Raw genomic sequence first — 14081 nt, 5'->3', positions numbered from 1 at the left:
AAAGGAGGAAGGTTCACATGGCTGTAAATGTAATAAAAGAAAAATGCAGGGGCTGTTCCATCTGTGTTAAGAACTGTCCGTTTGATGCGATTACAATGGAAAATAAACTGGCCGTCATCGGTACTGCCTGTACCGGCTGCGGTGTTTGTGTGGAAAAATGTCCGTTCGATGCAATAGAAAAGACAGAAGAAGAAAAGGAAACAGTTGATTTATCAGAGTACCGGGATGTATGGGTTTTTGCGGAACAAAGAGAAGGGGCACTTATGCCCGTGGTAAAAGAACTTCTGGGAGAAGGCCGGAAGCTGGCTGATGAGATCGGATGCAGCCTTTGTACGGTTTTATGCGGAAACCAGGTGGAAGGATTAGTGAATGAACTGTTTGAGTACGGAGCGGATAAAGTCTACCTGGCAGATCATAAGGAACTAAAGTCCTATCGTACCGATGCTTATACGGCTGTGATCCATGATGCGATCAAATCCCATAAGCCTGAAATTGTCCTTTTGGGAGCCACCCACATCGGCCGTGACTTAGGTCCCTGTCTGGCCGTCCGCTGCAATACCGGGCTGACCGCTGACTGCACGAAGCTGGAAATCGACGAAGTGGATAAGAAGATCAAGCAGACCCGCCCGGCTTTTGGCGGAAATTTAATGGCAACCATTGTTTGTCCAAACCACAGGCCGCAGATGTCCACGGTACGTCCGGGAGTCATGGAAACAGCCAAAAGGCAGGAAGGACGGAAAGGCCAGGTCATTCCCCTATCTGTGAGTTTCGGAAAAGAAGACATCAGGACCAGGATTCTTGAGGTGGTAAAGCAGGCAGGCGAGGCAGTATCCCTGACGGATGCTGAGATCATTGTATCCGGAGGCATGGGCCTTGGCGGGGCGGAAGGCTTTGAATTGTTAAAGAAACTGGCGGATAAGCTGGGCGGTGTGGTTGCAGCAAGCCGTGCAGCCGTAGACGCAGGCTGGATCGACCATTCCTATCAGGTGGGGCAGACCGGAACCACAGTACGCCCTAAGCTGTATTTTGCCTGCGGTATTTCCGGAGCCATTCAGCATGTGGCAGGCATGCAGAATTCAGAGCAGATCATAGCCATCAATAAAAATCCTGGTGCTCCGATTTTTGAAGTGGCAGATTACGGCATCGTAGGGGATGTTTATCAGGTGATTCCTGCACTCATAGAAGCGCTGGACAAATAAGGAGGGATTTGAAATGGGAAAGAAGCTGTTAGACGGAATTAAGGTAGTGGAGCTGGCAACCTTTATCGCGGCTGCAGGCGCAGGTCGTTTTCTTGCGGACTGCGGAGCAGATGTAATTAAAATTGAATCTGCCAAGGGAGATCCGCTGAGGCATACGGCACCATCGGAAGGAAGGCCTTTGGATATGTATGAAAATACAACCTGGGACTTGGAAAATGGAAATAAGCGGTGCATTTCTCTAAATATGAAAGCCCCGGAAGGCAAGGAAGCATTTTTCAAGCTTCTTGAGGATGCGGATGTGCTGATTACCAACTGGAGGGTCCAGGCTCTGGAACGGGCTGGACTGGACTATGAAACGTTAAAGGTAAAATATCCTAAGCTGGTTTATGCCATGGTGACCGGATATGGAGAATACGGCCCGGACAAAGACCTCCCCGGATTTGACTTTACGGCGTTTTTTGCCAGAGGCGGCTATCTCCACTCCCTCCGCCAGAAAGGAACTGTTCCCATGAATGTGGTTCCGGGAGTGGGAGATCATAACGTGGCAATGAACCTTGCGGCAGGAATCCTTGCGGCATTATACCATGCAAAAGAAACCGGACAGGGAGAAAAGGTGGAGACCAGCCTGTTTGAAACGGCTGTCTATAACATGGGTATGATGATCCAGGCAGCCAATTATGACGGCCCCGCAAGAGAATATCCCATTAACATCAGGGAGAGTGCAAACCCCTTTAACGCGGCCTGGAGAACAAAGGATGACAGATTCATCCAAACCTGTATGCCGGATTACAACACCTACTATAAGCAGTTCATGAAAGCCCTGGGAAGAGAGGATCTGCTGGAGAATGAGAATTACTTCCCCATCCAGAACCTTCAGGCCAAAGGCCTGGGCACAGAGGTTTACGACATCTGTATGGAAGCAATGGAAAAGAAAACAGCAAAGGAATGGATCCCTGTTTTAAAGGAACACGACATTGCATTCAGTGTGGCCCAGTCCTGGGAAGAGATTCTGGAGGATGAGCAGGCGTGGGCCAATGACTGCTTCTATAAAATGCAGTATGACAATGGAAATGTGCGCACATTGGTGAGACCGCCGGTTAAGTTCCAGGAGATGGGCGTTCCGGAGTACAAGGGCGGCCCCCTGATTGGGGAGCAGGGACCGGAGATCCTGGAAGGTCTGGGCTACAGCAAGGAGGATATCCGGGGATTTCAGGAGAAGGGAATCCTTTACGTATGGAAGGATGAAAGGAAACATTAGATTCGTTTTAATAAATAAAAGCAAAAAAGGGGTACTTCGTACTCCTTTTTTGCTTGGTCGGAAGGATATGAAAGGCTTATAAACGAAGGTCCGGTTCAAGCTTCTCTCTTATACGGCAGCCTCTTTCATATGCCTGGCTCAAATAAGCGGTGAGGGGAATCTTCTTGTATTCCGGCTTTCCCAAGATGGATAGCTCTAAAGTGAGAGGCCCTTCATAATGCAGCTCATTTAATTTTCCGGCATACCAGTCCCAGTCGAGAATTCCGTCAAAAGGAAGAAGGTGGCGGTCATCCCGGTAATCGATGTTCCCGGGCTGCGTCACTCCAAGATTGTCATGGATGTGAACACATTTCAGACGGGAACCGAATTTTTTTATCATGTCAATGTGAGGGGTATAACATGCGCTATGGCCGCAGTCCCAGCAAAAACCATGAAAAGGATCTGTAATGCATTCCATTACGGCATCAATGTGCGGGAGTGGCTCAAGGTTTTCAAAACAGATATGAACATTTTTTGATTTTGCGTATTCACACAATTCAGCAAACAGATTCAGCCCATCCTCGGAAACATTGGGAGCAGTGTTGCCTACGGTTACATGCATGACACACTTGTCTACCTGGATTTTTCTGCAGGCATTTATGATGGTTTTCAAATAATTCAGATACTCTTTCCCTGCAGAACCGGCTTCCCAGAGCCGGTTTGCATATTGGAACGGAGCATGTATGGTCTCAAAATTCAGCTGGTTTTTTAAAGCTTCCTCTGCCCAGTATTCAATGGGCTCCCTGCCGGTGAATGTGGTAAAAACACCATTAAAACCGGCTTCTTTCATCAGTTTAAATTGTTCCTCCACGGACACTTCACTTCCGATGATCGTTGAGATATTGATGTCTCTCATGATTTTCCTCCTGTATTTTAAATTAATATATTAAGTTCATGATAATTCCCTGGGGATAATCACCGTATTTCTCACCAAATAAATTAATGCCACCAATATATCTGGCATCTTTTTTTATGGCTATGATCAGAGAAATATATGGGTATTTCTCCAGTTCCAGATCTTTGATGTGCAGATCCGGATTTACCAGCCTTCTGTCCAGGTATCCGCCGTCTTCTCTGACAGAAAACGTTTTTAACAGGCCATACTGAGTTCTCCCATTGGACCATGCGGCAGGTGTCAGACGTCCCCGTCTGGCTCCGAAATCCCCGGGAGAGCAAAATGTAGTAATTTCATGTCCGTTTACTGAAATTGTAATATCGGAGGGCCAATCTTCCAGATAACCGGGGGCCTCTGAACATAATTCCATAGAAAAGGAAATCTCATGAAGATTCAGCAAAGGATTGATCAGATTTTGAAAACGATATTCAATAAAACCCTGCTGAAACCATAAAAGCTGAGCTTTCATGCGGTAAGGAGAATAAAAAGAAGTAGGACTGTCGTATGTGTCAATGGCCCCGTTTTCATCTGCCAGTCCGCATGTGGGTTCCACCTGACACTGAAAATAGTTGCCGATGGGCATGTCAACGACAATGGTATTATCCACAACATCCAAATCAGAATCAAAGGTTTCCAGAGAGAATGTCTGTATGCTGCAGATGCATACCCGCATGGAGCCATGGTTTCCGGGCTGGGTTTCCGTCACCACCAGCCGGGCATCTTCCAGACATTTGATATGGGCGGCGGTTGATGATACAGGAATTGATAAGATAGCAGCAATTTCCTGTATTGACAAAGGGGTTGTTTTTAACAAATTTAATATATTGAGCCGGACCGGAGAAGAGAGCGCTTTCCCAATCGAAATAATATGACTGTGATGAGCAGGGTTACTTAGGTTTAATGCAATATCCCGTTCCCCAATAATTTTAACAGGAGCTTTTTGTTTTTTCATAGGAATCCCTTTCTTACATTATTACATTATTTTTGAAGTTAAAAATCACTATTAAAACATAAAAAATGGAATAAAAATAAAATACAACAAATGAGAATAAGATAATTTGTATATTATATATAAAATAAAACAATTCATCTCTATATTATTGACGAATAAAACAAAACATGATACTATTTGCTTAACAAAAATTCAGTAATAATTTAACTATAAATGAGAAATGATTACTTATTTATTACAGTAATATTATAATAAATAATGGGAGGATTTTCAAGTAAAAATTTTAAAAGTAAAGGAGAAAAAAATGAAAAGACAGGCGGTATTATTATTATCCACATTCATGGCTTTTTCCCTGGCAGCATGCGGGGGAGCCCCTTCATCGAAAACGACGACAGAAAAAACTGAGGCGGCGGTTCAGGAGACAGCGCCTGCATCCGATGCGGCATAAGGAGATGAACGGACAAAAATTACCTTTATTAATGGATTTACCGGGGGCGACGGTCCTTTTATGAGAAAAATCGTAGACGGTTTTAACGAATCTCAGGATCAATATTTTATAGAACAGCTGCAGGATGCCGATCATTATACAAAATTTAAGTCTGATCATTTTGACATGCTGATCATTCATGCTGACTGGATCTCCACTTATCATGCATTGGGACTTCTCAGGGAGGTATCGGATTTGTATGACAAAGCCGGTATATCTTTTGATAAGGACTTCCATCCGATCACCCAATCCTATGCGAAATATGATGACGGAGTCTTTGCCTTCCCTTTGGATCTTTATGCAGAAACGTTTTACTATAATAAGGAACTGGTTGATACTCCGCCAAAAAATTATGACGATATGATAGCGCTGCGGGACAAGCTTGATTCGGTAAATACCGGTATTTATCCCATTGGAATTCCTCTGACAGGAGATCAGCAGTGGGCATGGATGACTGCCCTTGGCCAGTCTGGATGCAACTGGGTCGAAGGGGAGCACATCAAAATGGATACCGAGGAAATCTGCGATGCGTTTATGAAGGTACATAATCTGATTTATAAAGACCATCTCAGCGCGGAAGGGCTGGGAGACCAGGATCATTACAATACTTTTGTAAATGAATCTGCGGATCATGCAAGCGTTAAAAGTGCCGTATGTCTGACAGGACCCTGGAATTATACGGCAGCGAAAGAAATTCTGGGCGATAATCTTGGAATTGGGGTGCTTCCTCAGTTATACGGAGATACGCCATGCGTACCTGCCGGAGGACATACGTTCGGAGTATCTGCTGAAGTGACGGACCAGAAAAAACTTGATGGCATTGCAGCATTTATGAAATATGCATATCAGCCTGATGTGATGCTTAACTGGGCGGATTCCGGTCAGGCACCCATCCATCTGGCCACCATGGAAAAAGTGAAAGAAAACCCGGACAAATATCCGGTTGCAAATGTTAATTACGGAATATTTGATCATGCAATGATCCTTCCCGCAATTTTTAATATCCGCGAGCAGGTCAAATATGTAAACTCAACAGTCTGGGCACTGGTGCTTCAGGAACCCGAATTAACCAGAGATCAGCTGATGGCAGAACTAAAGAATGCTACGGATATTGCTGTTGAGCTTTCGGAACCGTAATCAATAGAATCAGATAAGATAACGAGCTTTATAGAAAGTAAAGGAAAATTATGAAGAAAAAAAGTATGGCTGTCTTGTTTATAGTACCTTTTGTTATTTTTTTTATTTTGTTTTGGCTTATGCCGTTTGTATATGGCATTATCATGAGCGTAACCAAGTATAGCCTTGTAAAGGGGAATCAGGGTTTTGCTGGTTTGGATAACTATATCAAGATACTATTTTCTTCTTCCATGTATCATAAGGCATTTTTGCTTGGATTAAAAAATACCCTGATTTTTGTAGGGGCGGCGACACCTTTTCTTGTAGCGGGAAGCCTGGCACTGGCACTTTTGCTGGACCGGCTTCCCGGGAAGGTGAGAGGAGTGTTCCGTACGATATATTTTGTTTCTTATTCTGTATCGGTAACAGCGGTAACCGCCGTTTTTATATGGCTTATGAAAGGAAACGGCGGGTATCTCAACAACCTGATGCTCAGCTTGGGAATGATCAAAAAAGCGGTCCCATGGCTGGAACAGCAGCCGTTTGTCTGGGTTTCGCTTACTGCTGCCACAGTATGGTGGACAATCGGTTATAATATGATGCTTTTTGTAAATGCTTTAAATGAAATAGATATGCAGTTGTATGAAGCGTCAGCCATTGACGGCGCCGGTTTTTGGACGCAGTTTAAATACATTATTTTTCCGGGGATTAAAAATGTATTTTTCTTTGTGCTTATGACTACAATCATCGCCTCCTTTAATGTATATGGACAGACCAGGCTGATGACTAAGGGCGGGCCTGGTGAAACGACGAAGTCTTTGATTATGGTAATTACATCCACCATTATGGATCGGAATGATCTGGGGGTCGGAAGTGCCATGACTGTATTGATGGGGATCGTAATTGTGCTTTGTTCCATTGGTCAGTATCATCTTACCAAAGAAAAAGAAGAATTAAGGTAGGAGGAATTATGAAAGGAAAAAATGTCAGTAAAATATTTTTAGTGATCCTTGCCTGTTTGGTTGCATATATCTTTCTCCTTCCGCTTCTGTTTATGTTCTTTACCAGCTTTAAGGGAGTTGCGGAGTCCGTTACGTCCAGGACTCTCCTTCCCAAAGCGTGGACATTAGAGAATTACAGGGAGTTATTTATGAATACTGCTACGTCTCCCATACTCCTCTGGCTTTTTAATACGGTGATTGTTACAGTAGCCGGTACAGCACTCAGAATTACCGTCAGTGTACTGGCTGCTTATTCCCTTGCCAGACTTCCGCTGCCAGGCAAGAGTTTTCTTTTGGTATCATTGATCTGGGCTATGGCAGTCCCGGAAATTGTGACGTACTTTCCTCTGTTTTATACGTTCAAGCTAATGGGAGGCTTAAATACATTCTGGCCTCTGATTCTGCCGTCAGGATCGGGAGTTATGTGCATATATCTGATTTACAATTTTCTGTTGGCTTTCCCGCAGGAGCTGGAGGAGGCCGGATTTGTGGAAGGAGCCAATGTTTTCCAGGTATTATGGCATATTGTGCTGCCGTCAGTCAAGCCGGTCGTTATAACGCAGGCATTTATTACATTCTTGGGTTTATATAACAGCTACTTGTGGCCATCCCTTGTGATTAACAGGAATGAAACGAGAACTATCACATTAGGGATTGCAGCCCTGGTTTTGGGAGAAAATTACACAAATCCGGGAATGATGATGGCATCGACTGTGATATCGGTACTTCCGGTCATGGTTATCTTCATGTTTGCCAACAAATATATTGTGAAAGGCTTTACACAATCAGGAATTAAGTAAGGAGACCTGCTATGAGAGAAGAATATCCCCGTCCGGACTTTGTAAGAAACGAATGGATGAACTTAAACGGTACCTGGGATTTTATATATGGTGATAAAAAAACAAAGATTGAAGTTCCGTTCGTGTGTCAGAGCGAAAAAAGCGGTATCAACAAGAGAATAACAGAAGATCATGTGACGTATGAACGAAAGTTTTGTGTGCCGGAGGAATGGAAGGGAAAAGAAATTCTCTTAAATTTCGGTGCTGTGGATTATCAGTGCAGGGTTTATATCAATAGAAGCTGTATTGGAGGTCATATTGGCGGCCAGACTCCGTTTTTATTTCCAATTGCAAAATATCTGACATGGGCGGAGGAGACAATAAGGGTTGAGGTTGAAGACCCGTTAAAGGACGAAATGATTCCCAGAGGAAAACAGTTCTGGGAAGAGGAGTCCAGTTTTATTTGGTATACACCCAGTACGGGAATCTGGCAGCCGGTCTGGTTGGAACCGGTTTCCAGAACCAGTCTGGAATGGGTACATTTTACACCGGATATTGATGAGGGAACCGTAAGGATCGATTATCAGCTGGCTGAAACTTCAATTTTGCCATGCAGAGTGCATTTGCTCATTACTCTGGAAGAGGATGAGATCTTTCACGGAAATATGCTTTGCAACACGGCAAGAAACAGTCTGACAGTAGATATTTTCCGGAAAAAAGCAATGGAAGGCTCCTTTCATTTTATGGGAAACTATTGGAGTCCGGAAAATCCGATCCTGTATCATGTACTCATTCAGGCAGATGAAGGAGATTCCGGCATCCGGGCAGACGTAGTGGAATCTTATTTTGGAATGAGAAAAATACATATAGAAAACGGAAAACTTTATTTAAATAATCAGCCTTATTATCAAAAACTGGTTTTGGACCAGGGTTACTGGAAGGAGAGTTTGATTACGGCCCCTGATGACCTGGAATATTGCAATGACATCTTAAAAGCAAAGGCTATGGGATTTAATGGCTGCAGAAAACATGAAAAGGTGGAAGATCCCAGATTTTTATATTGGGCAGATAAACTGGGGTTTCTTGTATGGGAAGGTATGGCCAGTTTCTGGTCCTATACCCCTCAAGCGGCTGCGGCTTTTACCAGGGAATGGCTGGACGTCATACAGAGAGATTATAATCATCCTTCTGTTGTGGTTTGGGGAATGCTGAATGAAAGCTGGGGAGTGCCAAGAATTTATACCAATCAACAGCAGCAGAGTTTTGCGCAGTCTTTGTATTATCTGGCACATGGACTGGATTCCACACGTCTTGTGATTTCTAATGATGGCTGGGAAATGACGGATAGTGACATCTGTGCAATTCATAGCTATAAGCATGGTGAAATAGATGATAAACAGCAGCATCAGCTGTTTGCGGAATGTCTCAGGAAGGTGGAGAATCTTTTTTTTATTATGGAAAAGCTTCCTTATGCAAAAGGATTTTGCTATAGCGGACAGCCCATTGTTCTTACAGAGTGTGGCGGAATCCGGATAAAGAAAGTAAAGTCTGAAGAAAATACCAGGGAGAATGCGATGCAGGCGGGAGATCAGGAATGGGGATATACCTCTGTGCCGGACACTGATTTTCTGGAAGAGTATGAAAGGTTGATTCATACAATCTATGATTCGGATTTGATCAATGGCTTTTGTTATACGCAGCTGACTGACGTGGAACAGGAATCAAACGGGCTTTTGACGAGAGATCACCGGTACAAATTTAAGCCGGAAGATATTCGCAAAATAAACGACCGGAAAAGATGAGAAAGCCTAGGAGCAGCCTTGGTAATCATGAAATTGGAGAAAATTATGGGTAACAGGGAAATATTGGATCAAACGAAATTATTTGTACTGGATATGGATGGAACATTTTATCTGGGTGATCAGATTCTTTCCGGAGCTCTGGACTTTTTAAGGGAAGTGGAAAAGAGTGGGCGCAAGTACGTTTTTTTTACAAATAACTCCTCAAAATCTCCGGAAAGCTATAGAAGGAAACTGGAAAAAATGAACTGTTATGTAAGCAAAGATCAGATCATGACATCGGGAGATGTGACGATCCGGTATATCAATACCTTTTATAAAGGGAAAAGGGTATATCTGGTGGGAACAAAAACACTGGAAGAAAGCTTTGCAAGTGCCGATATTTCTTTGACCCAGGATATGCCGGATCTTGTGGTGATTGGCTTTGATACTTCCCTCACATATGAAAAACTGGAAAAGGCCTGTACTTTTATCCGGAATGGAGCTTTATTTCTGGCCACTCATCTGGATATTAACTGTCCGACAGAAAGCGGATTTATTCCGGACTGTGGATCTTTCTGCGCGGCAATCAGCTGTTCCACCGGTGTAACCCCCAAATACCTGGGAAAACCTTTTCAAGAAACCATTGATATGGTAGAAGAAAAGACAGGATTTGCCCGACAGGAGATGGCGTTTGTGGGGGACAGGATTTATACAGATGTGGCGGCCGGTGTGAAAAACGGAGCGGCTGGAATTCTGGTTCTGACCGGGGAAACAAAAGAAGAAGATCTGGCGGCTTCCGAGATATCCCCGGATGCTGTTTTTAAAAGCATAAAGGAGATGGGAGATACCTTGAAGCATTTACATAACCGTGATTAATGGGCCATGGCGCTGATCCCTGATTTTGGATAAAAAAATAGCAGAAATTTGGCAACATAGAGGAGCTTTTACCTGATGGAATAAGATTCATCCGTTTGGTAAAAGCTCCTCTATTTCTACGTTCCCTGGGTTTTTAATAAAAAGATTTTTTAAAGTATATTCAAGTGGAAATTTAACCCTATGACATAATTTTCTAATGAACACAAAATATATTGTTTGATTTGTATAAAAAATATAAAAATGATTGGACATATTTATCAAAAAAATAAAATTAAAGTAAACTATAATTGAAATTCAAGTATAAAAGTGATGTAATCGAATCACAGCAGCACGATGGAAAAATATTTCATTATAATTAGGAGGACAAGTCATGAAAAAAGAAATGAAAAAGCGTGCATTAACAAGCCTGCTTGCTCTGACCATGGGAATTACCATGTTAGCCGGCTGCGGCAACACCGGAAAACCGGACAATGCAGGAAGTAAAAGCGAGGAAAATGGTCAGGAAGCTGTGAAAGGAGGAAAAGCCTCTTCAGGAAAGACGATCACAGTTGATTTCTGGACGGCTCCGGAACAGTATAATTTGGATTTCTGGACCAAGTATGCAGATAAATTCAATGAAAGCAACATTCAGCTGGATGGAAGCAAAGTAGAAGTAAAGGTACAGATGATGCCTGCCCAGCCGTCTTCAGAAGCTGGAATTCAGAATGCGATTGCAACCGGAACTGTACCAGCTGTTTCAGAAAACATCAACAGAGGTTTTGCAAATACGCTTGCTAATTCAGAAGCGGTCTACGATTTAAGCGGCGAGGACTGGTTTCAGGATATTGTGGCTGAGAGAAAGCTGGATGAGGTGACCAAAGGCTGGGCTATCAATAATGCGCAGTATGTTATTCCACTTTACATAAATCCAATAACCCTCTGTTATAATAGCAAGGCTTTAAAAGAACTTGGTTTCTCAGAAGTGCCTAAAACAATGGCTGATTTTAACAAGCTGCTGACTGCCTACAGTGAGAAGAAGGATGAACTTGCAGGCAGCGGCATATCCCATTTTATGTATCGTGGGGAGATGCTGAATTCAGCCAATTACTGGGAAAGATGGTTTGATATTGAATCACCCTATGATGCTTTTTCAAAAGGCGTGCCACTGGTAGATGGAAATAAGCTGACCGCAGATAAGGCAGCGCTGACTAAGGTCTTTGAATTTTACGGCGCAATGGGCGATTCCCTTTTAACGGGAACCATTGACGGACTGTGGAAGCAGGAAACCGTTCCGGTTGTCATGGGCCTGGGACTTCCATGGGAAGTTTCCTCCAATCATGCAGCAGGCAAAACCTATGGATTAGACGGCGACTATGTTTTCGGCCCCACGTTGGTTGAAAATGAAAGTGACAAACACTATAACTATGCGGATTCCAAAGGAATTGTCTTATATAAGAACAATAAGATCTCTGAAGATGAGCACAAAGGAGCCATTGAGTTCCTGAAATACGTATTTGCAGGCGACGGAAAGGAAACCTTCGATCTTGACTGGTTAGAAGCGACTACGATGCTGCCTGTACGCGGAGATTTAGACACGAATGAAAGTCTGGCTTCATACTTTAATGAGAATCCTGCAATGAAGGACATCAGTGCATATGTGGCAGATGGCATTCCGGGAATGGCCAATGAAAAGGTTGCTGAGATTATGACTGCATTAGGGGAAAAAGCGGTGATTCCTTTTGTAAATGAAGTAACCATGAAAAACGGAATCAATCAGAAGCCGGATGTATCCAAATATGTGGATGCTGCGATGGAGGCAATGAAAACTGCAGGCGAATTAGAATAATCATTATAGGGCATCGCCGAATCAGCGATGCCCGATTACCTTTCATGAAAGGAGCGGGGAAGTGAAAAAAAAGAAACTAAATCTTATGCCATGGATTTTTAATTCTCCTTATATCATCTATTCTCTGGTTTTTTTATTCCTGCCGCTTGGCTGGGCGTTATGGCTGTCTGTTACGGATTGGAACTTAATGTCACCGAAGTATGACGTAGTAAAGCTTGAAAACTTTATGAAGCTGTTTACCGATGAGAAGGTTCATGCGGCATTTTGGAATTCCCTGCGATATCTGGTACCTATTGTTATCCTGTGTTTTGTACTGGGAGTAGGGATCGCCCTTCTTGTATCCAGACTCCCTGAAAAGCTTAAGGGCTTTGCAGCAGTGATGTTTTTCATCCCTTATCTGACCTCAGGGGTATCCACATCTGTTATGGTGAAATATGTATTCAGCTATAATTCTGCTTTCAGCACATTTCTCAGGGAACGGATGAATTTAAATATTAACTGGCTGCAGAGTGATATGGCTTTTGGCATCATCATTATCATGATTCTATGGAAAATGGCGGGCTATTATGCCCTGTTTGTGCTGTCCGGTATTGAGTCCGTATCAGAAGATGTGTATGAGGCAGCCATGCTGGATGGCTGCACCGGGATTAAGAAGCTGGTTCATATTACCATGCCCATGATTTTGCCAACCTTAACTTCTGTTGTAGTTTTGGCGGCCGGACTCTCATTTCAGATATTCTCAGAGCCTTTCCTGCTTACAGGAGGCGGTCCTTCTCTGTCAACGACGACCTGGCAGCTGGAAATATATAATGCATCGTTCGTACGATTCCAGTCGGGATACGGAGCAGCTATGGCGATTGCCAATGCGGTTCAGATCTTTGTAGTCATACAGGGAATCACCTGGGCCATGAATAAGCTGAGCAGAAAATTTGGATGGTAGGGAGGTGAAAAACGATGAAAAAGAAAGTGAAAGTGTCTACGGTCATCATCTGTATGGTCACGCTGGTTTTGATGCTGATATCTCTGTTTCCGTATTACTATATGGTGCTCCAATCCTTTTTGCCCTGGAATATGGTGGATAAGGCTCTGGTACCCAAAGGGGTTTCCCTGGATAGCTACCGGTATCTGCTGGGCGGAAAGGGATCTGGGTCCGGAGATGCGCTTAAGTGGATCCGTGCCTTAATGAATTCTTTCCTCGTATCAATTCCCACATCGGCAGTTTCCGTATGGGTTGGCCTTATGACCGGTTATGCGACCACACATATGAAATATAAGGGCAAGAGCATCATTTATTCTTCCTTATTATTTCAGATGTTTTTCCCGGTCATCATTCTGCTAGTACCAAGGTATATGCTGATCAGGCCTCTGGCTAACCATTACCTGGGAATGATTCTTCCTCTCGTCATTTCCATATGGGGAATCTTTATGTACATCAATTATTTTAAGACAGTCCCTTCCGCAGTATTTGAGGCGGCGAAAATTGACGGAGCAAGTGATATGAAAATACTGATGAAGATAGCGCTGCCTTCCACCAAGTCCATTAGCATCATTGTATTTTTATCTGTATTTATGACCAGATGGAATGAGCTGATGTGGGATATGCTGGTAGCACCGGATGTAAAAATGCAGACCTTAAATGTTATGATATCCACCCAGTTTAATCAGAACTCAACCTTGCCGGGGCCCATGTATGCTGCCTCTGTCATGTTGACTCTTCCGGTTATTATTTTGTTTTTATGCTTCTCAAAGTATTTTAAAGAAGGAATTAATTTTATGCTGAAGTAAGCAGAATGGTTGAAAGAAAATCAGTTAAGAAAGGAATGTCACAATACGTTCTTTCAACTGGAAGATTGTGGCTGTATTGCATAAAAAC

The 14081-nt window shown here is 43.3% G+C and carries 13 protein-coding genes; 11 read left to right on the top strand and 2 right to left on the bottom strand.

Translation table 11 applies throughout. The features are described 5' to 3' along the window. The first annotated feature begins 17 nt into the window (after nt 1–17). Both CLOSA_RS15045 and CLOSA_RS15040 read left to right on the top strand, forming a co-directional pair. Nucleotides 18–1199 carry an electron transfer flavoprotein subunit alpha gene (locus tag CLOSA_RS15045; RefSeq protein WP_013273620.1) on the top strand — a complete coding sequence of 394 codons (1182 nt, stop codon included), beginning with the start codon at nt 18–20 and terminating at the stop codon, nt 1197–1199. A gap of 13 nt (nt 1200–1212) precedes the next feature. Next, on the top strand, nt 1213–2457 hold the full coding sequence (locus tag CLOSA_RS15040) for a CaiB/BaiF CoA transferase family protein (RefSeq protein ID WP_013273619.1): 1245 nt from the start codon (nt 1213–1215) through the stop codon (nt 2455–2457). Nucleotides 2458–2533: 76 nt separating this feature from the next. Here the strand turns inward: CLOSA_RS15040 and CLOSA_RS15035 are convergent, their stop codons facing one another. Then, a complete protein-coding gene (locus tag CLOSA_RS15035) occupies nt 2534–3352 on the bottom strand; it encodes a sugar phosphate isomerase/epimerase family protein (RefSeq protein WP_013273618.1) in 819 nt (272 codons plus the stop codon). Nucleotides 3353–3374: 22 nt separating this feature from the next. Then, nucleotides 3375–4343 (bottom strand): ArsR/SmtB family transcription factor, encoded by a 969-nt coding sequence (locus CLOSA_RS15030; RefSeq protein ID WP_013273617.1) that lies wholly within the window; start codon nt 4341–4343, stop codon nt 3375–3377. 304 nt (nt 4344–4647) lie between these two features. Here CLOSA_RS15030 and CLOSA_RS23245 point away from each other — a divergent pair, with 304 nt between their 5' ends. The 9 genes from CLOSA_RS23245 to CLOSA_RS14990 all read left to right on the top strand — a co-directional run bounded on the left by CLOSA_RS23245 (nt 4648) and on the right by CLOSA_RS14990 (nt 13993). Further along, complete coding sequence (locus CLOSA_RS23245) at nt 4648–4791, top strand: hypothetical protein (protein WP_242647746.1); 144 nt, start codon at nt 4648–4650, stop codon at nt 4789–4791. 60 nt (nt 4792–4851) lie between these two features. Beyond that, nucleotides 4852–5967 (top strand): type 2 periplasmic-binding domain-containing protein, encoded by a 1116-nt coding sequence (locus CLOSA_RS15025; protein WP_242647745.1) that lies wholly within the window; start codon nt 4852–4854, stop codon nt 5965–5967. A 50-nt stretch (nt 5968–6017) separates the two neighbouring features. Continuing rightward, on the top strand, nt 6018–6908 hold the full coding sequence (locus CLOSA_RS15020; RefSeq protein WP_013273616.1) for a carbohydrate ABC transporter permease: 891 nt from the start codon (nt 6018–6020) through the stop codon (nt 6906–6908). 8 nt (nt 6909–6916) lie between these two features. Then, entirely contained in the window at nt 6917–7747 is an 831-nt protein-coding gene (locus tag CLOSA_RS15015) for a carbohydrate ABC transporter permease (RefSeq protein WP_013273615.1), read from the top strand. Nucleotides 7748–7758: 11 nt separating this feature from the next. Then, on the top strand, nt 7759–9528 hold the full coding sequence (locus tag CLOSA_RS15010) for a glycoside hydrolase family 2 protein (RefSeq protein ID WP_013273614.1): 1770 nt from the start codon (nt 7759–7761) through the stop codon (nt 9526–9528). 45 nt (nt 9529–9573) lie between these two features. Next, nucleotides 9574–10383, top strand: coding sequence for an HAD-IIA family hydrolase (locus CLOSA_RS15005; RefSeq protein WP_242647744.1), 810 nt, complete (start codon nt 9574–9576; stop codon nt 10381–10383). Between the two features lie 370 nt (nt 10384–10753). Next, nucleotides 10754–12208 carry an ABC transporter substrate-binding protein gene (locus CLOSA_RS15000; protein WP_013273612.1) on the top strand — a complete coding sequence of 485 codons (1455 nt, stop codon included), beginning with the start codon at nt 10754–10756 and terminating at the stop codon, nt 12206–12208. A gap of 61 nt (nt 12209–12269) precedes the next feature. Continuing rightward, nucleotides 12270–13148, top strand: coding sequence for a carbohydrate ABC transporter permease (locus tag CLOSA_RS14995; RefSeq protein ID WP_013273611.1), 879 nt, complete (start codon nt 12270–12272; stop codon nt 13146–13148). Nucleotides 13149–13162: 14 nt separating this feature from the next. Then, nucleotides 13163–13993, top strand: coding sequence for a carbohydrate ABC transporter permease (locus CLOSA_RS14990; RefSeq protein ID WP_013273610.1), 831 nt, complete (start codon nt 13163–13165; stop codon nt 13991–13993). Nucleotides 13994–14081: the final 88 nt, after the last annotated feature.

It is taken from the genome of [Clostridium] saccharolyticum WM1, from assembly GCF_000144625.1.
Taxonomy (GTDB): domain Bacteria; phylum Bacillota; class Clostridia; order Lachnospirales; family Lachnospiraceae; genus Lacrimispora; species Lacrimispora saccharolytica.
This window is presented reverse-complemented; position numbering and strand designations above follow the sequence as displayed.